The organism is Rhizobacter sp. P3_B12 (genome assembly GCF_056402895.1).
Genome location: NZ_JBFUGN010000013.1, coordinates 1 through 21,864, shown reverse-complemented (window position 1 = coordinate 21,864; position 21,864 = coordinate 1). Strand labels below are relative to the sequence as shown.

The 21,864-nt window shown below is 64.3% G+C and carries 21 protein-coding genes, 1 tRNA gene and 1 pseudogene; 6 read left to right on the top strand and 17 right to left on the bottom strand.

The window, feature by feature from the left end; all coding sequences use genetic code 11:
* The 3 genes and pseudogenes from AC1D01_RS01730 to AC1D01_RS01720 all read right to left on the bottom strand — a co-directional run.
* A pseudogene (locus AC1D01_RS01730) lies at positions 1 to 248 on the bottom strand (hypothetical protein); the annotation flags it as partial.
* A 76-nt stretch (positions 249 to 324) separates the two neighbouring features.
* Positions 325 to 645: a type 1 periplasmic-binding domain-containing protein gene (locus tag AC1D01_RS01725; RefSeq protein WP_477864392.1), complete on the bottom strand. Its 321-nt coding sequence runs from the start codon at positions 643 to 645 to the stop codon at positions 325 to 327.
* A 95-nt stretch (positions 646 to 740) separates the two neighbouring features.
* Positions 741 to 1,013, bottom strand: a complete 273-nt coding sequence (locus AC1D01_RS01720; protein ID WP_477864391.1) for a hypothetical protein — start codon at positions 1,011 to 1,013, stop codon at positions 741 to 743.
* 380 nt (positions 1,014 to 1,393) lie between these two features.
* On the opposite strand from AC1D01_RS01720, the gene AC1D01_RS01715 reads away from it, so the two are divergent.
* The gene (locus tag AC1D01_RS01715; RefSeq protein WP_477864390.1) at positions 1,394 to 2,065 is read left to right on the top strand and encodes a hypothetical protein; all 672 of its coding nucleotides are present in this window, start codon (positions 1,394 to 1,396) and stop codon (positions 2,063 to 2,065) included.
* Here AC1D01_RS01715 and AC1D01_RS01710 read toward each other — a convergent pair.
* The 6 genes from AC1D01_RS01710 to AC1D01_RS01685 form a co-directional block, all read right to left on the bottom strand.
* The gene (locus AC1D01_RS01710; protein WP_477864389.1) at positions 2,062 to 3,231 is read right to left on the bottom strand and encodes a metallophosphoesterase; all 1,170 of its coding nucleotides are present in this window, start codon (positions 3,229 to 3,231) and stop codon (positions 2,062 to 2,064) included. The two genes, AC1D01_RS01715 and AC1D01_RS01710, sit on opposite strands and share 4 nt — an antisense overlap.
* Before the next feature lie 25 nt (positions 3,232 to 3,256).
* Entirely contained in the window at positions 3,257 to 3,835 is a 579-nt protein-coding gene (locus AC1D01_RS01705; protein WP_477864388.1) for a sigma-70 family RNA polymerase sigma factor, read from the bottom strand.
* Between the two features lie 193 nt (positions 3,836 to 4,028).
* Positions 4,029 to 7,139, bottom strand: a complete 3,111-nt coding sequence (locus AC1D01_RS01700) for an efflux RND transporter permease subunit (RefSeq protein ID WP_477864393.1) — start codon at positions 7,137 to 7,139, stop codon at positions 4,029 to 4,031.
* Between the two features lie 59 nt (positions 7,140 to 7,198).
* Positions 7,199 to 8,359, bottom strand: coding sequence for an efflux RND transporter periplasmic adaptor subunit (locus AC1D01_RS01695; protein WP_477864387.1), 1,161 nt, complete (start codon positions 8,357 to 8,359; stop codon positions 7,199 to 7,201).
* Positions 8,360 to 8,394: 35 nt separating this feature from the next.
* Positions 8,395 to 9,813: an ArnT family glycosyltransferase gene (locus AC1D01_RS01690; RefSeq protein ID WP_477864386.1), complete on the bottom strand. Its 1,419-nt coding sequence runs from the start codon at positions 9,811 to 9,813 to the stop codon at positions 8,395 to 8,397.
* A gap of 45 nt (positions 9,814 to 9,858) precedes the next feature.
* Positions 9,859 to 10,620, bottom strand: coding sequence for a MipA/OmpV family protein (locus tag AC1D01_RS01685; protein WP_477864385.1), 762 nt, complete (start codon positions 10,618 to 10,620; stop codon positions 9,859 to 9,861).
* A 163-nt stretch (positions 10,621 to 10,783) separates the two neighbouring features.
* Here AC1D01_RS01685 and AC1D01_RS01680 point away from each other — a divergent pair, with 163 nt between their 5' ends.
* A complete protein-coding gene (locus AC1D01_RS01680) occupies positions 10,784 to 11,476 on the top strand; it encodes a response regulator transcription factor (RefSeq protein ID WP_477864384.1) in 693 nt (230 codons plus the stop codon).
* Positions 11,476 to 12,759 carry a sensor histidine kinase gene (locus AC1D01_RS01675; protein ID WP_477864383.1) on the top strand — a complete coding sequence of 428 codons (1,284 nt, stop codon included), beginning with the start codon at positions 11,476 to 11,478 and terminating at the stop codon, positions 12,757 to 12,759. The genes AC1D01_RS01680 and AC1D01_RS01675 overlap by 1 nt, the downstream gene beginning before the upstream one ends.
* Here AC1D01_RS01675 and AC1D01_RS01670 read toward each other — a convergent pair.
* Positions 12,728 to 13,027: a hypothetical protein gene (locus AC1D01_RS01670; protein WP_477864382.1), complete on the bottom strand. Its 300-nt coding sequence runs from the start codon at positions 13,025 to 13,027 to the stop codon at positions 12,728 to 12,730. The two genes, AC1D01_RS01675 and AC1D01_RS01670, sit on opposite strands and share 32 nt — an antisense overlap.
* Positions 13,028 to 13,550: 523 nt before the next feature.
* Here AC1D01_RS01670 and AC1D01_RS01665 point away from each other — a divergent pair.
* A complete protein-coding gene (locus AC1D01_RS01665; RefSeq protein ID WP_477864381.1) occupies positions 13,551 to 15,263 on the top strand; it encodes a M20/M25/M40 family metallo-hydrolase in 1,713 nt (570 codons plus the stop codon).
* A 672-nt stretch (positions 15,264 to 15,935) separates the two neighbouring features.
* Here AC1D01_RS01665 and AC1D01_RS01660 read toward each other — a convergent pair.
* The gene (locus AC1D01_RS01660; protein ID WP_477864380.1) at positions 15,936 to 16,460 is read right to left on the bottom strand and encodes a GNAT family N-acetyltransferase; all 525 of its coding nucleotides are present in this window, start codon (positions 16,458 to 16,460) and stop codon (positions 15,936 to 15,938) included.
* A gap of 71 nt (positions 16,461 to 16,531) precedes the next feature.
* Here AC1D01_RS01660 and AC1D01_RS01655 point away from each other — a divergent pair.
* Positions 16,532 to 16,611: transfer RNA gene (locus AC1D01_RS01655), tRNA-OTHER, on the top strand.
* A 170-nt stretch (positions 16,612 to 16,781) separates the two neighbouring features.
* Here the strand turns inward: AC1D01_RS01655 and AC1D01_RS01650 are convergent.
* The 6 genes from AC1D01_RS01650 to AC1D01_RS01625 all read right to left on the bottom strand — a co-directional run bounded on the left by AC1D01_RS01650 (position 16,782) and on the right by AC1D01_RS01625 (position 20,761).
* Positions 16,782 to 17,069, bottom strand: coding sequence for a hypothetical protein (locus AC1D01_RS01650; protein WP_477864379.1), 288 nt, complete (start codon positions 17,067 to 17,069; stop codon positions 16,782 to 16,784).
* On the bottom strand, positions 17,069 to 17,356 hold the full coding sequence (locus AC1D01_RS01645; protein ID WP_477864378.1) for a hypothetical protein: 288 nt from the start codon (positions 17,354 to 17,356) through the stop codon (positions 17,069 to 17,071). The genes AC1D01_RS01650 and AC1D01_RS01645 overlap by 1 nt, the downstream gene beginning before the upstream one ends.
* Before the next feature lie 225 nt (positions 17,357 to 17,581).
* Positions 17,582 to 17,992: a GNAT family N-acetyltransferase gene (locus AC1D01_RS01640; RefSeq protein WP_477864377.1), complete on the bottom strand. Its 411-nt coding sequence runs from the start codon at positions 17,990 to 17,992 to the stop codon at positions 17,582 to 17,584.
* A gap of 254 nt (positions 17,993 to 18,246) precedes the next feature.
* The gene (locus AC1D01_RS01635; RefSeq protein ID WP_477864376.1) at positions 18,247 to 18,594 is read right to left on the bottom strand and encodes a hypothetical protein; all 348 of its coding nucleotides are present in this window, start codon (positions 18,592 to 18,594) and stop codon (positions 18,247 to 18,249) included.
* 1,331 nt (positions 18,595 to 19,925) lie between these two features.
* On the bottom strand, positions 19,926 to 20,219 hold the full coding sequence (locus AC1D01_RS01630) for a hypothetical protein (protein ID WP_477864375.1): 294 nt from the start codon (positions 20,217 to 20,219) through the stop codon (positions 19,926 to 19,928).
* Positions 20,220 to 20,374: 155 nt separating this feature from the next.
* A complete protein-coding gene (locus AC1D01_RS01625; protein WP_477864374.1) occupies positions 20,375 to 20,761 on the bottom strand; it encodes a hypothetical protein in 387 nt (128 codons plus the stop codon).
* A gap of 158 nt (positions 20,762 to 20,919) precedes the next feature.
* Between AC1D01_RS01625 and AC1D01_RS01620 the strand changes: the two genes are divergently transcribed.
* Positions 20,920 to 21,591 carry a hypothetical protein gene (locus AC1D01_RS01620; RefSeq protein ID WP_477864373.1) on the top strand — a complete coding sequence of 224 codons (672 nt, stop codon included), beginning with the start codon at positions 20,920 to 20,922 and terminating at the stop codon, positions 21,589 to 21,591.
* Positions 21,592 to 21,864 lie beyond the last annotated feature (273 nt).

Here is a 21,864-nt window from a genome sequence, read left to right as displayed (position 1 = left end):
GGCTTGGCCTCGGCGGGGTGGGCTTCCATGCCGCCGATGGCGGTGCCGCCGGCCGGGCCGCCGCCGGTGGCGGAGGCTGCGGCGTTGCCCGGGGGTGGCGTGACAGACGATGTTGGTGTGCTGGTGGTACCGCCCGGGGAGGGGGCGGCGGGCTCGCTGCGGTTGCAGGCCGACAGCGCGAGCAGTGGAGCGAGCAACAGGCCGGTCAGCAAGGCGACACGGCCCCCATGGGTGCGAAGCAGGTTCATGCGGTTCCCCCAGGACGGCGACTCAGGGCAGCGAAGTTGGCCACAGGGTCGGGGTGCTTGCAAGGAGCTGCACGGTTCACTCGTCATGGAGGCGCCCGTTGTCTTCAGCCCAACGAAGCCAATCAACAGGTTCGCTGCTGACCAGTTCGAGCGCCGCCGCCGATTCGAAGTTGTCGGGGAACAGCATCAAGTTCTCGCAGTCCCAGCGCGCAGACGGTGCAATGAGGCCGTCGCATTCGAGGAACTGCACTGCACCGCCGGCGGGCATCCATCTGCCCCCGCTTGTCGAGGGCGCAAGCGGGTCCAGGTTCTGTCGGGTCGCTCGATAGACCTCGCCATTGAACGACCGCGTTGGAAAGCCGGCCAGGCGATCGAGCAAGTCGGGATCACGGAGCATGAGAGCGCGCGGATCGCGAGAATCAGGTCAGAGATAGATCCCGTCGCGCAATTGATTGATCGCAGCCAGCACTTCGTCGACGCGATTGGCCTGGATCAGCTCCGCCGGCAGCTGGCACCCACGGCGGACTGGATGGCCGTGGTGCTCAGCGGGCCGCTGTGCGCGAGCCAGGAACGCAAGAGGAAGGCCAGCACCACCTGCTGGCTGGAGCCGGGGGTGCTCGTGGGGGCCGTCCGCTGATCGGCCAGGCCCTGGAGCCATTCCGTGAACTCGGCGCTGGGAGCCTGCAATCCCACCAGCCTGTCGTCGATCAATTGGGCGAGGTGCACCCGCGATCCCAGGCTGAGCCGCACGACCACACGGAACATGGCCAGCTCGGTGGCAAGTCGGCGACCAGCCAGTTCTTGAGTAGCAACTTTCAATCAATCCAGGGAGGCTGGGAATGGCGCCGACTGACATTCGGATCCACCGCGACGGCCGTGGACGGCGATGGAAAACCGAAACTTGAGCTTCCACCCCCCTAACTTGTCACGACATCCGAAGTCGCGCGACATCGGGGTACGCACCCGAACCTCGTGGGTGCCGCCGGACAACCGGCTCCCTCGAACCGTGAAACGGGAACCCCGTTGACGGCGTGGTTGAACTCACCGCTGCGTGACACGCTCGGTTACAAGTGGGCGTCACGTGGGCCTGCCCTGACCGACATTCAAGGCGTGGACCCACCCATCAACCGTTCAGGGAAACTGCCATGCAACCGCTGATACATGACGTTCGAGCCGCCCGGAAAGATTTGCCTCTGTACGACGACCTGTACCGGCGAACCGCGCAAGTTGCGGAACCCGTTGTCCAGGAGGCGCTGCGCACAGTGACCTCGGGGGCGGCGACGGAACTGCTTCACACGCAGTTGCGGGGACTGCAGAAATTCGTGTCCGAAGATCACCTTCGTCCGGAATCCCCGTCGGACGAAGAACTTCTCAATGCGCTCAAGGGTTTCGTCGCAGACGACGTTGCGCGCGGTCTCGATGAGGACAAGGAACTCGGTGAGGAGCTTGCCCGCGAGTTCGCCATCGGCCTGTGGGATGTGCTGCTGCGCCACATGCGCCGCAATGCCAAGGGCGATGCTGTTCAACGCGAAGACCTGGAGATTTCCGCCAGCGGCGATACGGGCGCCAAGTGGGAAGAGATCGACATGACACTCGAGCCTTTTGGCTTGCAACGGACCGATGCCGACAAGATTCTTCGTGCGGTACTGGCCCAGTTGAGCGATGCCACCCAGGGCGATCTGATCAAGCTGCCATTGGGCCTGTGCATCGACAAGGCCCTGCTCGCGCGGCGTGCGCAGCCTGGACCGAGCCAGAAACTGGGAGCCGCCCCGAAGGGAATCCTCCACGAGGGTGGGCCCTGGATGAACAGTCGCTAGGACAGTGCCAGGATCATCTCCTCATGCATCTGGCTGGAGCCTTCGCCGATCGGCAGGAATCCGAAGGCTCCTCCTGCCGGCCGGCCGACCATCGTTCGTTCCACGGTCACCTCCGTGCCTGCGGGAGTCGTTTCCGCAAAGACGCGGAGCAGCGTGCATTGGTAGGGGAAGCAACGGGCGCACTCGTCGGGGTAGTAGCTGCTCGTGCCGCCCGCGCCGCTGACCAGCTTCTGGCTCAGCGAAGGGGTGACCGACTGCGCGAAGCCATGGTGCAAGGGCGACTGCGACGCCGACGACAACGCATTCGGCATCAGCCCGATCGATGGATACGCCCGATGCGTGTGACCGCCCAGCAGCAGATGAACCAATGGCTTCTCGGCGTAGGACGGGGTGACCAGTTCGCGCGCGAAGGTGTCGCGGTTCGACAGGATCTCGAAGACGCGATTGCCGGTCTGTGCCGCCTCAGCCACCGGGTAGTGCATCGCGAGAATCCGGAAGTGCGGTCCGGCGGACGCCTTGCCTGCGGCCACCACCGCCCTGTGCAGATCGTCGGCTGCCGTCGGCCCTGTTTGCGCGTGCGTCAGGCCTGCACGATCTGGCAGCACTCGACCGCAGGCCTTCGTGTTGGGAAGCAGGTCGTGATCGACACTGTTGAGGGCAAACAGCTGGACTTGCGAACCGTGGCCAGGCGACAGCGGTGCAGTGAACGGCGCCTTCGGCCATGAATCCGTGAACCACATGTTGCGCAGCTTGGTGCGCTGATGGCCCATGTTGCGCGGTGCGAGCAAGGGGAAGGTCTCGGGCCACGCATCGTGGTTGCCGTACAAGACAAGTTGCTTCGCGTGGGGTCCTGCGGCGGCAAGGAATTTCGGGGACCAGTGCTGCAGCCACAATTTCAGCGAGGCTGAATCGCCGAATGTGGTGCCGTCTCCGGTGTCGATGAGCCAGATTGGCTTGTCCTGCCACCCGGTGTCAGATTTCCTCACGCGCAGGAAATCGGCAAACGCTCCCAGGGCACCGATGCTCGCCCCAGCGACGCCTTGCTGCAGGCTGGCAGGCAGCAGGCGCTTCGCAACGGTCTTGAACGCCTGGCGCTGCTTGCGGAAATCCGGCCCGATGATGTGCAGGTCGGAGTAGTGGACGATCTGGACCACAGGTGTCTTCATGGTTGTCTCCCCTTGGCGATACGACTCAGAAGCGGCGGATGCAATCCAGGGCCGCCGGGCCCAGCCGGCTGCGCAGCCGGTCGATCAACTCGACCCGCAGGCGGCGAAGGCGCTGCCGATCCCTGTCGCTCATCGGCATCTCGTTGCCGCCGAACGCGACGTCCTGCAGCAGTGCCCTGTCGTCGGCGGGCAGGGTTTCGAGCGTCGCGAAGAGTGCGCTGGCGGTTCGCTTCAGATCCACCAGGCGATCGATCGGCGTGTCCGGCGATTCGGGCGCCTGCGACTCGGACAGCGAGTCGATGTCCTCGCTGAAGCGGTTCGCAGACGTGCGGAACTGGTCGACCACCCGGCGCTGCAGCACGGTGAAGGCCAGCTTGCCGAAGCGATCCACGTCGGGCTGCGGTGGATCGTCGTGGGCATACCAGGACCCGGGCAGGCCGCCGGCGCGGCGCTGCAGCGATTCGGTGAGGTCGACGAGCGTCTCGCCGACCAGATCGTCGTGCTGATGGCGGATGGCCGGGAAGCGCGCGCGCAGATAGCGATTGGCGCGGGGCACGAATTCGACAAGTGCGCGGGCCCACCACACGTCGGCCGCCTGATTCATACCGCTCTCAGACATCGCGCACCTCCAAGCCCTGCCTTCTCGCCAGCAGAGGCTGGCGCGAATCAGACGCTCGAAACTGTGCACTGAAACCTGAACGAAAGGAATCGCACCTGACCGTGGGACGGATCCTAGTCCGGGCGGGGCGGCAGTTCATCAGCAAGGCTGATGACGACCTGCGTGCCACCCGGGGCCGTCAGCCCTGTTGCACCGGTGGGCTGCGACGCCGCGGCGGCATCACGCCGAACTCGGGCACCGGGAGCGGTTGACCACCGCCTCTGCGGCCCGACCCACGGTGCCGGGTGCGCAGCCACGCGACGAGGTCATCCAGGCACGTGTACACGACGGGGATCACGAACAAGCTGAGAACCGTCGAGGAAATCAGTCCACCGATCACGACCACCGCCATGGGGGACCGGAAACTGGGATCGCCTCCCCAACCGAGGGCCACGGGCAGCATCCCGACGCCCATGGCCATGGTGGTCATGACCACCGGGCGCGCGCGTTTGCGACAGGCATCCACGATGGCCCTGTCACGCGTCAGCCCACCCTGCAAACGGGCCATGACGGCATAGTCGACGATCAGGATGGAGTTCTTCGTCGAAATGCCCATCAGCATGATCAGACCGATCATGGACGGCACCGACATCGTCGCCCCGGCGAGATAGAGCGCAACGAACGCGCCCGGGATCGAGAGGACCAGTGCCACCAGGATGGTCATGGGTTGCACGAAGTCCTTGAGAAGCAGGACCAGGACGACGTAGATGCACAGCACCCCCGTCACCATGGCTGTGCCGAAGCCCTGCGAGAGTTCGTCCATCGCCTCCGCTTCGCCGGAGGCGCCTTGACTCACCCCGGGTGGAAGCTGCTGCAGGCTGGGCAGGGAGAGTGCCGCTTCTTCCATCTCACCGATCGGCGTGCCGTTCGATTCCACCGTGAGGTCGATGTTGCGGGCGCGGTCATGGCGGGTGATCTGGGCGGGACCGCTGCCGGCCGCGAGTGACGCGACGCTGGCGAGTGGAACGTGCCCGCGTGCGCCGGGGACGGGCAGTTGCCGGAGCGCATCGATGTCCTGGCGACCGGCGTTCGCCATCCTGACGACGATCGGAACCTGCCGCTTGCTGAGGTTGAGCTTCGCCAACTCCTGATCGAAATCACCTGAAGTCGCGATGCGCAGTGCGTCCGAGATGGCCGCGGAGGTCACACCCAGGTCTGCCGCCCGGGCGAAGTCGGGCCGGACGATGAGTTCGGGCTGGAGCAGTCCCGCGCTCGACGTGACGGCACCGACGCCAGGCAGGGTTCGAAGCTCTCGTTCAACGAGCGCGGCATGATCGGTCAGCACGCGGCTGTCGGGCCCTGTCAGCACGACGACGTAGCCCTCGTCCGAGCCACCCCGGCTGACCTGGACCCGGACCCCTGGCAGGAGCTCCAATGCGTCGCGCAGTTGTCCTTCGATTCGCTGCCTGCTGAGGCCCGGCCTGTCGTCACGATGGGACAGGTTGATGGTCATCACGGCCGTCTGCATGGCCACCGGCGCCGCACCCGATGCACCTGGGCCCGTCTCGGTGATGCCACCACCGATCGCGGTGTAGACAGTCTTGACGTGCTCGTTCGTGCTGACGATGTGGCGTGCTGCTTCAGCGGCGGCGAGCGTGTCCGTCAACGTGCTTCCCGGCGGCAAGCTGAGGGTGACCTGGGTCTGTGCCACATCGTCCGATGGCAGGAACTCGCCCGGCACCCTGGTCGCCAGCAGCAGCCCGAGGGCGAAGAACGCGAACGCGGCTCCCAAGGTGAGCCACCGGTGCCTCAGGCAGGCCACTGCCCACCTGACGTAGAGGCCGATCCATCGGGGCTGTGACGGTGGGACGCCTTTCTTCGCCGGGATCAGGCAATTCGCCGCCATCATCGGCGTGAGCACACGAGCGACGACGAGCGAGAAGAAGACCGCGATGGCAGCGGTCCACCCGAACTGAACGAACAATCGCCCCGCGGCACCCTGCATGAACGCTGTCGGCAAGAAGACGGCAATGAGCGTGAAAGACGTCGCGATCACCGCCAGGCCGATCTCGTCCGCGGCCTCCATCGCGGCCGCATGGGGTGTCTTTCCCATGCGAAGGTGGCGTGTGATGTTCTCGATCTCGACGATGGCATCGTCGACCAGGATGCCGACGATCAACGAGAGCGACAGCAAGGTCACGAGGTTGAGGCTGAAGCCCAACAGGTGCATGACCGCGAACGTCGGGATGACGGAGAGTGGCACTGCAAGGGCTGACACGGCGGTCGCGCGCCAGTCGCGCAGGAACAGCAGCACGACGATCACTGCGAGGGCCGCGCCCTCGCAGAGGAGTTGCATCGATCCGTCGTAGTTCTCCTTCACGGGCTGGACGTAGTCGATCACCTCGCGCAGCTCGATGCCGGGATTCGCCGTGCGAAGTTTCGCCAGGGCATCGCGCACTGCGGAAGCGACTTCCAGTTCTCCGGCGCCGCGGGCTCGCGTGACCTCGAAGCCGACCACCGGATGTCCGTCCAGCATTGCGGCGGAGCGCTGATCCGCGACGGTGTCGAGCACCCTCGCGACCTGGTCGAGCCTGATGCGTCGGCCGTCGCTGAGCGCCAGGTCCATGACCCCGATGTCATGTGCCGTCAGCGCTGTCGCGATGGTTCGAACCGACTGCTCGCGGTCTCCCAGGTTGGCCTTGCCCGCCGCTGACTCCTGTTGCACGGCCCGCAGCTGCCGCGAGATGTCGCCCGCCGTGACTTTCAAGGCCATCAGCTTCGCAGGATCGAGCTCGACCCGGATCTCGCGGTTCACGCCGCCCACCCTGGACACCGTGCCTGCACCCCGCACGGCAAGAAGTGTCTTGCCGATGGTGTCGTCCACGAACCATGAGAGGGCCTCTTCGTCCATCTGCGAGGAGGCGACCGTGTAGGTGAGGATCGGTGATGTCGCGAACTCGGCCTTCCTGACGGTGGGGTCGCGCAACCCCGCGGGCAGATCCGCACGCACCCGCGCCACGGCATCGCGGACATCGTCGACGGCTTCCTGCACGGGCTTCTCGAGCTGGAACTCGACGGTGATGTTGACCGAGCCATCGGTCAGCGTGGTCTTGATGTGCTTGAGCCCTTGCAAGGCGGCGACTGCGTTCTCGATCCTGATCGCGACGTCGTTCTCGAGTTGCGAGGGCGATGCGCCCGGCAGCGAGGCCGAGATCAGGACCTCCGGTACCTCGACGTCCGGGAAGTTCTGGGCCTTCATGGCGCGGAAGCCGACGATGCCGAGGAAGGTCAGCACGACGAACAGAAGCATGCCCGGGATCGGGTTCCGGATGGACCACGATGACACGTTGAGATTCAAGATGGCCTCCCTCACTGGCCTGCGCGACTTGCGCTCGGCGGCGGCTTCGGTGGCGCGTGCGACTCGGCGACCACGCGGACCGAGTCCCCGTCGCTCAGGAAGCTCGCACCGGTGGCCACCACCTGGCTGCTCGAGTCGACCCCGGTCAGGATCTCGACCCGATGGCCTGCAGCACGTCCCAGCGTCACCTTGGTCTGCATGACCCTTCCCTCGGCGCCGAGTCGCATGACGTAGTCGAAGCCGTCCCGCTGCACGACGGCCGTCTGGGGCAGYGTGAGCGTCGGCCCCCCTTCCCCGATCTCGATCTCCCCGCGGGCGAACGTGCCGGCGCGGAGGCTGCCATCGACTGGCAGGTCGACAATCCCCAGGCCGCTTCGGGTCTGCGTGTTCACCGACGGCGCGAGCACCCGCACCTGGCCTGCAAGGGGCTCGTTTCCCTCCGACTGGACGATGACCCTCTGGCCGGGTCTCACGCGCGGGAGATCGGCGGCAGGAATCTCGGCGTGCCACTCGAGCCGGCCCTGGCGGATGATCCTGAACATCTCCTGGCCGGCGGACATCACGGCGCCCACGGTGGCGCTTCGCATCGAGATGACGCCATCGTCAGGGGCGTGGACACGGGTCTGCGCGAGGCGAATCTCCTGCAGCCGGGAGACGGCCCGCGCGGCGTCCATCTTCGCCTTGGAGGTCTGCTCGGCCGTGAGACGTTGCTGGACCTGTTGTGCAGAAAGCGCCCCGGTCGCTTCGAGCGTCCGCGCTCGTTGCGCGTTTGCGGACGCGTCTGCAAACGTGGCGGCCGCCTCTGCCACGGCGGCGCGGCTCTGTTCCAGTTCGGCGATGGCGGTCTCGGGCGTGAAGGTGGCCAGCAATGCCCCGCGCCGCACCTGGTCCCCGACATTCGCGAAAACGCCCGACAGGCGCAAGCCGTTGGCCTCGGCGCCGACAATCGCCTCTTGCCATGCGACCACGTCGCCCGTCGCGGCGAGACGGACGGGCAGCCGGTCCGCTCGAGGCAGGGTGACGGTCACCGTCAGGGCCGCCCGAGGCGCCGCTTTCGCGGCCTGCATTTTCGGCGCAGCGTCTGTTGAGGCCCAGATCACAACGACAACGGTCGTGGAAAGGACCAGCGCGATCGGAACAAGCGTCCGGACGCTTCTGCGCAATCGGCTCATGGGTGCTTTCTGGGGATCGCCCGGCAGCGTGGCTGTCATCGCGCGCAGAGGCGAGACAGGTGAAGCAGGACGAAGCCGCCGACGGCGGTCCGCTGCGTGACGCAGTCGAAGCTTGCAAGGGCGTTGGTGTCGTCATCGCGCAGCGCGACAAAACCGCCGTTCGGTGCCAGGCGCTTCAGCGCCTCGGCCGCGGAGGTGACGAACTCCGCCCGGCCTGCGCTGTAGAACGAAGCCGAGTGAAGCCGCTCGGTCACGAACACCAGCGGCTCGGCATGCTGATGGCGCTGCGCTTCCCAGGCGCTGACGATGGCCTTGGCGGAGCCGCTGCCGAAGGTGCCCGAATGCTCGGCGTGGAGGAGGAGTCCCAGCGCACTGGCGGTCGACAGTGCCAGTCCCCCGGCAACCCAGGCGTGCATGCGTTCCGAGCCGACGCGACGCCACAGCCAATGGCTGGCCAGCAACGCCATCGCCGGGAGGGCCGGCAGCGCATACGGCAGGATGATGTTGCGTGCCGCGGTGAAGAACACGAGCGGCGCCAGTGACCAGCACGCGAGGTAGGCTTGCCATGAGCGCGTGTCGACATCGGGGCTGGCGGGCTCGGTCCGTGCCACACGAGGCGTGGATGCAGCGGCCAGCAGCAGCAGCGGCCAGGGCAGGGTCGAAACAAGGGCGAAGAGCCAGATCGTGCCCGGAGGAAAGGCATGGGCAAAGCCATAGCGGTCGCCGGGCCATCCCGGCGTGAGGAAGCGGTGCCAATGTTCACCGACGAGGTAGTAGTCGATGAAGCCGGGCGTCTTCAGTTCTGCCGCGATGTACCACCAGGCGGCCGCCGCGGTCGTCGCTGCCAGCCCCGGAATCCACGGGACGTCCCTCAGCAGGCGGCGCTCCTGCCCTGTCCACACAGCCCAGGCTGCCGTCGGCAAGCCTGCCAGCACGAGTGCCAGCGGGCCCTTGGCCAGCAGTCCGATCGCCAGGCCGGCAAACAGCAGGATGGCGCCGTCGCGATACCGCGGCCCGTGCAAGGCCTGCCACAGGCCGCACAGCGCGAGCGTGTTGCCGACCAGGAGGGCTTCGTCGGTCATCACGGCGCCGGCCGAGACCAGGAACAGGGACGCACCGCACAGCAGGCCGAGGGTGGCCAGCGGTGGGGTGTCGCGGCGTGATGCCGCCAGGCGGCCGCAGGCTGCGGCGACGAACAGCATGCAGAGGAAGTGGGGCAGCCGGGCCGCGAGCTCGTTGACGCCGAACACCTTCATGCTGGCCGCGGTGAGCCAGAACGACAGCGGCGGCTTGGCCCAGAACGGCACGCCGTTGTCATGCCACGGCGTGATCCAATCGCCGAGCTCGAGCATCTTGCGGCCGATCTCGGCATAGCGCGCCTCGGTGGTCTCCATCAACGGCAGCCAGGCCATCGCGAACAGGCGCAGCGCCAGCAAAGCGGCGATGAGCAGCACCATCGCCTTCGACAGGCGACCTGAAGGGCTGGTGGCCTGCATCGCTCAGAAGAGATACAGGTAGCCGAATCGGACGCCGTCTTGCCTGGAACGCTCCACCAAGGGGCTGTCCTTGATGCCGGCGCCCAGGCGGGTCGTGTTCAGGTCGAGCGAAAGCTTGTGGCGCGGTGCGAGGGAATAGCCGATCCGCACCCCGGCTTCGACGTTCGTGGTGGACTTGCCCGGGTAATACGGGCGCGTCGAGGTGGATTCGTCCGCGCGCACGCCGTAGTAGTAGTCGACGTACTTGCCGTCGAAGCGGTGGAGTGCGAGGCGCGGCGTGAAATCGAAGTCTCCGGCCCTGAACTCACGTTCGATGCTCAGGCTGGCGCGTTTCCCTTTGCTTTTGCTGGAGGCGTCTCCCAGAAGTTCGACGGACAGGGTGGCAACGTCGGTATTCAAGCTGCTCGCGCCGCCGACCCAGAAGCTCGCCTTGCGCTCGGCCATGCCGGCCAGGTAGGGGGAGTCGCCGGGTTCGTATCCGTCCCCGGCGTAGTGCAGCCTTGCGCTGAACGACAGGGAGTCAGTCGACAGCAGCTTCAGATCGAGGGTCGGTCCGATCAGGCTGACCCAGCGGCTGTCATAAAAGATGAAGGGCAGTACCTTCGCCTTGTTGTCGAAACTTCGATAGGGCTTGCGGTCGTACAGGGTCACGAGGCCGAGGCCCCATTGCGAGCCTTGCCGTTCCTCGTCGGCCTGAGCGGAGAACAGCGTGAGCAGGCCCAGGGCGAGGACTCCGGCTCTGACGACGGGACGAATGTGGGACATCATGGAATTCCAGTGGTGGGTTGAACCGGCTGCATTGGGGCACCCGATGCGTGAAGCAACCGTGAAATTCACCAGGCGTCCCGAACGCCCTTGCGCGGGCGGCTCGAGTGAATGAACTGACAACGGTCAGAATCGAAGGCGACGTCTATCCATGAGGCCCGTGATGCATCGCGAACGTGTTTTGCTCGTCGAAGACAACCGAGACCTGGCCGCCTCGATCCTGGAGACGCTGCAAGAGTCCGGGTTCGATCCGGACTACGCAAGCGATGGTGCACAGGCGCTGCGACTGGTGGAGAGCGCATCACCTCCGTTCGATGCGGTGCTGCTTGATGTGGGTCTCCCGCGCATCAGCGGATTCGACGTCTGCACGCGACTGCGCAGCGATGGGTTTCGTTCACCCATCCTGATGCTCACCGCCCAAGGCGCCTCGGACCAGGTTGTCGAGGGGCTCGACAGGGGAGCCGACGACTACATCGTCAAACCCTTCGAATCCAAGGTGCTGGTCGCCCGCGTCCGGGCCGCGATTCGAAGGTTCCTGACCGTCCCGAACAGTGCCGGCGTCGTCCAGGGCGCCGGCCTCACGTTGAACACCAAGCAATGGAAGCTGCTGATCCCGTCGGGCGAGACCTGCACGCTGACGCCGCTCCAGGGGCGTCTCCTTCACACCCTGATGCGACACGCGCCACGCGTCGTCTCGCGCGATGAGCTCGAGAGCGCCTTGTGGGGCGATGACGACCGGCCTGCAAGCGACGCATTGCGCACGCATCTCTACCAGCTTCGCCGCCTGATCCACAACGCTGGAGGCCGCGCAGTCATCCAGACGCGAGGCAAGCAAGGCTATTGCCTGGAGCCCTGATGGCAAGCTTCGTCCCCACCCGCGAGCGATCGCAGACGCTGTTCGCGAGGATGTGGCATCTGCTGTTGTTGATCCTCGTGTTGACGTTCATGGTGAACGCGTTTCTCGTGAAGGGCGCGCTGCACCTGGGATCGGACTTCCAGACCGAGCGCCGCCTGCAGCACATCGGCGATTACTGGGCCAAGCAGGCCAAGTTGGAGGAGCCGCTCGGAATCGATCCTGTCACCGTCATCTATCCCCGCTATGAGCTGCTCCCGCCCGAGCTGCAGCGGATGTTGTCGCCGGACAAGCGCGGCATCCTCGAGCTCGGCAACCAGGACCTGGACTACTACGTCCTGGCGCAGTCCCACGCGACCGGTCGCGCTTTCTACGTGGTCGAGTCCCACGCCGAGGTCAAACCGACCGAGACCATCGAATCCCAGGTCTTCGTCTGGTACCTGACGGGCATCGTTCCGTTCGGCCTGCTGCTGCTGTGGCTGTGCAAGCGGATCACCGGGCGGGTCACCGCGCCGATGCTGGAGGTCGGGCGCCTGGTTTCGGCGCGCGATCCCCGAAGCCTGGAGAAGGTCGCACTGCCAGCCAATTCACCCGTCGAGATCGAGGCCCTCGTCGTCCAGATCAACAGCGCACTGCAGAGAACTGCGGACGCCCTGGATCGAGAGCGCAGTTTCACCCGCTTCGCGAGCCATGAGCTGCGTACGCCAGCGGCGATCGTGCAGGCGGCTCTTGAGCGCATCGAGGCGCACGGCAGGCCGGAGCAGGGGCCGGCGATCGAGCGTGCCCACCGGGGGCTGCGTGACATGCACGCGCTGGTTGACACGTTCCTGCAGCTGTCCGGCGACACGGCCGGGCCGGTGTCGGACGCGCTGTCGATCGATGAAGCCTGGGTGAGATCCTTGATCCGCCATCTCATGGGCGAGAGCCCGAGCCATGCGTTCTCGGTCGTGGAGCGGCATCCCCTGTTGCTTTCGGCCCCTGCGACGACGGTCCACGTGCTCGTGGCCAACATGCTGAAGAACGCCGTCTTCCACGGTGGCCCGGATCGCATTGAAGTGGTCATCGACGAGTGCAGCATCGAGGTGCGGAACGGGCTTCCTGACACGCCATCGACGGCAGGCTTCGGGCTGGGGACCCAGATCGCGCATCGGATCTGCGAGCGGTTTGGCTGGACATTCAAGCTGACGGTGGGAGAGCGCCTCGCGGTGGCCCGGTTGTGGGTTCCCACTGGCGGCAGGCCTCACCCGGCGTGTGTCAGTCCCGCGGGTCGCCAAACGTCTCGATGAACTCGTCGATGAAGCGCTGCGTCCCGGTGATGGTCAGCGTGATCGCATGCCACCCACCGTCTTCGACGTTCACCTGCAGGTCGTGATCCCAGTCCATGCCCTCATCCGCCGGGCCGTGCGTGTGCGGGAAGCGGCGCCAGGCCCAGTCGAGGAGTTGCTGGGCTTCGGCCAGTGCGGCGGGGTGGTGCTCGGCGGTGGTGGAGGCTAGGGCCTCCAGGGTGGCGATGCCTTCGGAGTTGTCGCTGAGGTCTAGGGTGAGGTAGGGCATGGGCAGTGCATGGATGCATGGGTGTGTGAAGTCTGCTCCAGACTGAACTCAGACATCCGCGACTCGAGTCCGAGTGACTGTAATTTTGGCCCTACCGGTCACGCGAGCAGCCGCAACTCAAACCGCCGAACTTATCTTGTGCCAAGTCAGATCGTCAGCAGCGCCGGGTTTCGACACTCGTGCATTTGCGCTAGCACTGCGGCCTTTGGGGATAGCAGATTCAGCTGATAACGGTGGCCCCTGCACCGGAGACGACAACGCCTTTGATACGAGCGGCTGTGCAGCTTGGGCGTGCCAGCAGCCCTGCCACCGAACCGTGCTATCGCTCGAGGAGGCGAAGCGGGCGCCACTTCGCGCTGACTCAGCCGTGGCAGCCACCGTCATGGCACACGGATTGCCCGCGATCCTTTGCCACAGCAACGAGAGGAGATCGCGATGGCGATGCATACCGCCCTGAGCCGTCGGGGTTTGATCGGCACGATACGTGAACACGGCGGAGGTTCTTATGTCTATGCTTAGCTGCATGAAACGCGACCTTGTGCATCACGGTCGCTTGGCCGTCGCTGCCCTGGTGTTCTTCGCTGGCTGCGGCAGTTCGGATGGCGACGATACCCGCTCGTACTTGGAGCGGACGCTGGCGCAGCAATTCGTCTCCGAGACGAGCCACCTCGTCACGCTGCAGACGTACCGCACGGAAGACCCGCAAAGCGAGCAGTTGGTGGTCGACAACCTGGCGCGCTCGCGCGACTACCTGATGGGGCTGGCCCAGGAGTTCAACCTGGGGCAGAGCACCCTGAAGCTCGAGCCGTTCGAGTGGCGCCGGGCGGGCCCGACCCAGACCCAATGGGTGTTCGGGTTCCGTCTCGGCAGCGGGCCGAAGAAGGTCGCGATCCTGGCGCACCTGGACACCGTGCCCCCCGGCAATGCGGATTGGCGACCTTTCGAGCCGCGGGTCGAGGCGCGTGACTACCGCGGCGCGGCGCAGCCCTTCCTGGTGGGCCGAGGGGCGGCGGATGACAAGGGCCCAGCCGTCCTCGCGCTCATCGTGATGCGGGCACTGGCGAACCGTTACGACGGAACCAACGCACTCGACGGGCTGACGGTCGAACTGATCTTCGACACCTCCGAGGAGACCGACTTCTCGACCGCGTACTACTTCCAGGAGGTCGGCGTGCCCGATTTCGGCATTGTCTTCGATGCGGTCTGGACGGTCCGCGCGGAGAAGGGGATCGAGCGGCCGATCTTCACCGTCCCGCTCGGCGCGGCGCCGAGCAACGGCATCTTCATCGAGGCATTCAACAGCGCCCCGGGGGCCACCAATCAGATCCCGGACACGGTGACCGCGCGCATCAACGGCAACGATGAGGCCGCGCTCGACCGCCTGGCGGCCAATGTCGCCGATCTCTACCAGCAATACGGCTTCGACGATCCGCTGTATCGGCGCGCGCCGCTCGAGGTTTCGCGCGACGCAAAGGCGGTGGTCCTGACCACCAAGGTCATCGGCGCGCAACACGGGTCGGTGCCGGATGAGAACCGCGCGAACGGAGCGAGCCCGGTCGTCTCGCTCGCGAACTTCCTCGCCCACCTGGTGGACGACGCGACGCTCGCGCCGAACGGCGTCGGGCGAATGCTGCAGTTCATGGCCTGGGGTTGGGGCACGACGGTCTTCGGCGAGAAGCATCCCGACCTGCTCGAACGCCACGATCAGGTCTTCGAGCAAGGCAACGGGACGACCTACGCACTGACGCGCGTCACGACCAGCCCCCAAGACGTGGCCCTCAGAATCGACATCCGCTATGCCCTCGGCCATCACGGCGTGGCGTGGGACGGCAAGACCGAGGGGCAGTTGCCAGGCAGCAGCGTCTTCCCCGATGCCTTCGAACAACTGGTCAACCGCTTTCAGCAGGACCGGCCGGGTCAGGCCGTCACGGTGGCGACCGTGAACGCCGCTTCACCCGACGTGCGCGACCCGCAGAGTCCGCGGTTCCAACGGATCAGCGGCGCCTATGAGCGGGCGGTGGGCGCGCCGATGCCGTTGGCGGCCATCGGCGGGGGCACCGATGCAAAAGGGCAGGTCAATCTCATCGCGGCCGGCCCGCTCTTCACCCTGGCGTTCGGGCCACCGATCAATTACCACGGCTTGAACGAGGGCGCCCCGATCGAAGACCTGCAGCTCAGCGCACGCATCCTGTACCAGATCATGCTGGACGAGATTGCAAACAAGACCACGAGATAGCCGATGCCATCCAGGTCTGCCCTGTAGTCCTCCCACATCAGCCAGCCCGTCTACCGGATGCGCTGCAGCACAGGAACGCGCAGCCGCCTGCTGGGCGAGCGCCGAAGCTGCGATACGAAGTGCACCTATCGTGGTCACTGGTGAGTGCACTCCGCGGGTCTGAAGCAGAGTCTGAGGGCCCCTTCATCGCCAGAGGGTGAGTTTGGTGAAGGTCGTGACTGCGGTGTCTTCGGCGGGGAGATGTGACCTGACGTGTTGCGCGTCACATGACGATAGTGCTATGGCTGCATGCGGCCCACAGAAGACGGTCGGTCCGGCGTCCGTGGAGAGGTCTGATGACTGCTTGGTGCCAATCAGCGTGAGTTCGCCCGCCGGTATCCACCGACGGCAACCGCTGCAAAGCAGTAGTCCAGGCCGACTGACTGCTTCAGACTGGTTGCGGTCGGTCAGGGACGGCGGCCGAACGACGGCTTGGACCCAAAGCAGACCTTCATCGCGGACCGCGTTGGATCTGCTCAGTCACGGCCGAGCAGACGGGGTCGCACCTTCGGTGCCGACCTGGTCGAATGGCTGCTGTCGCGAGCAGCGAAGCGCAGCTATCGACCCAAAGCAGTCCTCCCCGTTGCCACTTCAGGCGGACGCAAAGCCGACGCTCGCCAACGTCATATCGCGCTATGCAGCGCCGTCACAGGACACCCCGGACCCTTCGCATGCAAGGGCACTCAGGTTTGGCTCCGAGAGTCGATAGCTGAGTCTTTCCGAAACGAGCGCAGCACCGAGGCCTTCGTAGAAGGACATTCCTCGGATGTTGGACGCCTTCACCGGCCAGTCGATGCGGCTGCAGCCGTTGTCCCGGGCATACCGAGAAACCCATGACATGAGTGCCCTGCCGGCCCCTCGGCTTCTCTGCGCCGCACTCACATACAGCTCCTTCAGCTGACAGTGCCGACACATATCCGGCGCAAAGTCTACGAGCGAGTAGACGAGTGTGATGGCGGCCAGGCCGAGCACACGATTGCCGTCTGCCGTAGCCACGATCAGTCGGTGTGGCGACCTCGGTCCCAGCAAGTTGTCAAGCAGATGCTTCCGCACGACATCTCGGGCGACCACGGCGCCTTGGTTGTAGTAGGCATGCAACTCGCAAAGCAGATCAATCAGGGACTCGTATTGCGGCTCAGCGACAAGGTCTACGTGCATTGGGCGCCCCGTGGTTGTCAGCGTCGCACCAGCATACCGGCGCGGCCTTCAAGCGCCGATACACTGACTGTGGGCAGCGTGGCGGAATTTGGTAGACGCATGGCAAAAACCATCCTCTAGAAGGTACAGGTTCGACCCCTGTCACTGTCCCTCCAACGTCGTCGGCGTTCCAATCTCAACTTCATCAGGCACCGAGACGCATCGTGCCCAAAGCAGTCACTGACCACCGACAGCTCCAGGCCGACTCCTGCCACACCGAGACGCCTATGCACGACTTTGGTCCAAGGCGACGAACTGATCAACCTCCGCATTGGAGGGCCGCTAATCGTCACCTCGCATGTCGTGGAACATCACGAGTCCTAGGAGGATCGGCGGATCCTCTGCCAAGAAGGTTCGAAACTCCGACTCGGCCCGCCACAAGCCTTCATCGATCGATACGGCGAAGCCTTGCTTCTTGAGGCAGGCAAGCGCTCCAGGCATCACATTGCCGGCCGACGCGATCGTGGTCTTGCAAACCATGGTGTTCTCACGTTGTCCAAAGAGATGGCCAAGAGCCGACAGTCGCGAGCGACAGGTTGTGGCCGAACGCTTCTGTTGCAGGTTGCGCACTATCTGGTTGCTTCGATGGCCAAAGCGAGTGCGGCACCAACTATGCGGCGACTCTTGTACTCATCGACAAAGTAGCTGATTCGATTCGCCAAGTGCTGCATAGAGAGCCAGCCCAGTCCGTGGTAGTCGCGAAGCTCCTCGTCGTTCAGCTTGATGAGGCACTCATAGCTCACGAAGGACGACTCGCAGGCGACAAGTATGTGGAGGCTACCGTCCTCGTCACGCAGCAAGTGCCACCGGCTGTCGTCGGTGTGATAGTCAGCTTTGGACGGCTCGACAACTTTCATGTTTATCAGACTACTCGAAAGCAGTCGTTCGCGACTGACAGCAACTGGCCGATTGTTGCCGGTCACAGCAGCGTCTGTCTGGTCGACAGTCGGCGACCCAAGGCGGAAGTTGGCACAGCGGGCAACCCTTCGGAAAGCGCCCGTTCACGTTTGACACGAGAAGCCCGACCCGCCTCGCCGAGGTAGGTCCTCTCGACAGAAGGGTCGGGTGGCATTTTGGTTGCCTCAAGCCAGCTCGAGCAAGACATCGGGGCAGCGCTCTTCATTGGAACTGCCATCGGTGAACTGCACTGCGCGAAACCCATGTCTTTCATAGAAGCGGCGCGCACCTGCATTGGCCTGGAACGTGTAGAGCCTGACCGGCCGACGGAGGGAGGCCAGCCCGTACTCGAGGAGGCTTGCGCCGATGCCTCGGCCTACGAAGCCAAGCGAAACATACAGCTGGTCAATCCAGCCAATATTGTCCGACTCAGAGACTGCGAGTACGCCCACCACCTTCTCCGAAACGGATGCGACCGTGGTCCCTCGAGAAGGAATCAAGGTCTGGCGTACCCATTGCAGAACCTCAGCCGGACTGTGTGCCATGGGCGCATAGGAAACAAAGGCCCGGCGAGACGAGGTGATGACTTCGGCCACGGCAGAAGCGTCGTCTAGTTTGGCTCCTCGCAGGGTTGCTCGCATGCTGTCCAACGTTTGACATGAGCTGCATGACCCGGCCCGCTGGGGAGTGTCAGCTCGATGGAAGGGTTGGCAGACTACCTCAAAGCAGCCCCTCGCCAAGGACTGCAAGTGGCCGACTGTTGCCTGTCGTCCGCGGTGCTTGTTCGCCTGTAGGCGACCCAGAGCCGCCCACCAGGGTGCTTGGATGGCGCGCCCTGATTTGATGCAGGTCAGAAAGCGCTGAATCCTGATACGTGCTTGAGATACATGAACATCAGCACAAGACCCAAAGCAATGGCCAGTGCCACGGAAGCCACTTGAAAGAAGAAATATTTGCCCGTTCGCAACAACCTTGGGCACCTGAAGAAGATCACTAGGAAGATCGCAGTCGGGCATAGCAGGATGGCTGAAAGCAGCAACGAAACCGTTTCGTCCACCCCTTGCTCACGATCGGTCGACTTCGTCAGATCCCATGCAATGAAAGCGGCATAGGAAAATAAGAGGGCGCCATTCAGAAAGAGCCAGAAGACACGAAGGCGGCTGGACAACCGCCCCCGATGCGCCGAGGTGTCATCCATGGGTAGCCACCCGCTCGCCGGACTTCCCGCGTTGCGCCGCCCCCTGTGTCCTCGACCCAAGCAACTGTGGCGACAACACTAGCAGTGCCCGGCCCTTCGCCCTCGTCATCGACGCTCACTCCTCTTTCCTGTGTACCGCAGTCTATCCGGCGAAGTGCCGTTCCCCAGCCGATCAGAGTCCTCACTTCTGCCGATGACACACCCACCCCAAGCGCATGCTTGACTTCGCGAATTCGCCCGAGAGCGGCGGGTCGCGATCGACGCCTTGTGGCCGGCTACAGCCGTCCGCTCGCTGAGCCGACGGGCGCTGGCCGACCCAAAGCGGAAGCTGGCTCAGGTTGAACAAGGTTCCGGAAAGCAGCCGTTCAACGTTGAACCTGAGCCCCAGGCGGCGGCCTGGCGACACGAGTCGGCTCGAGCGACAGGTTAGGCCTCATCTTCGGCATCACTGTCTGCATAYTCCTCCCGTACCCAAGGATCCGCGGGTGACTTTCGGTAGGCTAGCCATCCGTCAGGCAGGTCGGCGAGTTGCATGAGCGATGAATCGCGTTCGACCATGCAGCCGAGGCAGACGATCTTTGCGTCAGCGCTTTCACTGGTCGTGCCACACATGAACTGCCAGTCCCCATCATGGTCGTGGTAGACCTCAAGGACCGGAAGGGATCCTTCAAGGACATGGATAGTCGTAAACGAGGCAGTGTTTACGGGCGTCGCAAACRGCYAGGCTGATGCATCAAATCTGTGCGAGTGGCTCATTGTTAAGGCCTAACGTTTGAGGTGAGCGGCGCGCGACGGCTTGACCCGCTTGGCCCAGAATGGCCGGSAGCGCACGATCTCCCGACGGCTGCTGCGCAGTTGCGACACGCCCACTCATTTCACACCCRCGTGCGATGCGAGGACCTGCTCTACCGTGTAYGAGAGTCGGTGCTGTATCACCAGACGATCCACCAGATCCTTTGGCAGGTCATAGTTGCCTGCCGGCATCTGCTTGTAGTATGGAGGAGCCGCCGGTTTGAGCAGCACCCAAATATTCTGGCCCTGCAAGCCTCGAACCCCCAACACCTCGAACTCACCTACACGCTGAACGTTTGGCTCATTCACAGGAACCGAACGCTGCTGGTATTCGACTGCTTGAAGTACAGACCACTCTCTCTTTTCGTTAGGCGTCTCACGAGCCTCCGGATCAGAGCAGGCAGTMGTGCACGTACCAGCGGCAGCCGCAACAGCGAAAGTCAGTATTTTGGGCAGTGGACTCGGCATGCCTCCAGCCTACCCTACAGCGGTCGTTGGCGATCGGCAGTTTGTGGCCGAACCAAGACACTCGCGGTGCGTCACCTTAGGAAGTCGTCATGGTCGGCGGCCATTGAGGACTCCCACTCTGCCTCAGTCGAAAACACGGTCGTCAACGGCCATCGCGAATCGGATTCCGTCTGGTAGGAGAGATGCACTTGAGCAAGTCGCCCCGAGCCGTCTCCGATTTCAAACAGCACGTCATCGCGATCCTGCCGCCGCGCGAGGACGGTGACGGAGAGGCCGGAGAGTGCATGGCCTGACGACAGCTCGCGCCGAAGCTCGTCGGCGAGACCCGGGTCATTCACAGCGAACCATGGTTCAAGGTAGTTCATGCAAACTCAGTCTGACTCATAGCAGTCGCTTGCCATCGGCTGCTTCTGGCCGGGATCGGGCGTTCGTCCATCGGAACCGATAGGCATCGCCCAAGCCAGTTCCGACAGTGGCGGCGCCCCCAACGTTTGATGGATGCCGCCCGACTAGGGTGCGTCTATTGGCATCGTCGCATCGAAGGTGGCGCCGCCCCAGCATTTGAGTGTTTAGCTACTCGGCAAGCAGTCGTGTCGATCACGACAAACTGTCGCGCAGCCTGCTCGCCCCAAGCGATCCGAACCGCGACCCCTTCGGTTGAAACGTTGAGATTTCGACCGATCACGCCCCCGCCTGGTCCGAGAAATCCTTCAGACGAGACAGGATCTCCGCGAAGCTCGAGAACGTAGCGCGTCATTCGTTTTTCGTCTTCTTTCAGAACGAGCACGAGTGCGCTGTTCGAGACCGGGACGCGCGCCACTTCGGTCTGCAGCGAACAGGCCCCCAGCAAGAGCGGTGCGGCAAGTATGGCGAGGATCTCGACTTTTCTTGGCATGCGCTTGATCATAGGCGCCCGCAAAGCCGCCATTCATGATTGGCGGCTCCTGGCCGATTGCGGCGGTCGCAGACCAGGCAGCTGTGGGCCGCCAGCGGCACCTCGGGCCTTGGTCGCCGCGACAAGAGACCGCTATCCTGTGCATACGAACTGCGAGGAACAGAAGAGTCATGGGAACTTCAGGGAGCGCGCTCTTCAATGACGACGTCGCAAGCGACGTCAAACGTGACTTCCTTGACCTCTTGCGACGAGGCGTGCCTCCCGACAGGGCGGTCGAAGTTCTCAAGAGGGACTGGGCCAACGCAATTGCCGATACCGACGATGGCCCAATCTTCTGGCTGGCGCTTGCCGCGACTGAGTGGGAATATGGTTGCTTGGACGAGGTCGTCAAGCGCAAGGCGATCGAGGTCATCGCCAATGGCGACGAACTGGCGCGCTGGTCGGGCTCGTCGTTGAGCAAACGCCAAAGCGTCCTCGAGGCGCTCAAGGTGCAGTTGCTCTCACCGCAGCCCAAGCCCAAGCGCCTGCGTCGTCTAAAACAGGTCGAGCGTCCCCCTAGTCACGTAGCTGACGCCCCGGACGGGCGCGGCAAGGCTGTCGCGTTCCGCTTACCTGGCGCGGATTTCATGCAAGTCTATTTGGAGCGAGCCGTCGGCTCTTCGCGAGGCGGCGGCAGCGTCTTTGTCGCGGAGTGCGACTATCAAGAGGTCGACCTGGAATGGTTGGTCGAGGGCGGCCTGCAGGTGACCTACCCTGCAAGCGCCAAGGTGACGCAGCGGTCAGACYCACACTTCTACTGCGGTGAGGTCGTACCCATCGTCTACCGTACCAAGAGCGCCTAGTGAAGGGGGCAATGGGCGCGAAAGCCTTCGGACTTGGGGTCCCGGAGGCGAACTCCGTGCAGCAGCCCGCGGCACCTTGCCCGAAAGCTGCCTCTGACGAGAGACCGGTTCTGGCCGATTGTTGCCGGTCGGCTGACGCGCCTCGTCATCGGTGGGCGACCCATCGGCGACACACTCAACCGCCAGCGTCGCCGTGAAGCTGACTTTGGCTCAGGCGCGTTGTCCAGCCCGGGGTGGGTGACTTTGGCGGTCTGCAGCGGGACGATTGCAAGT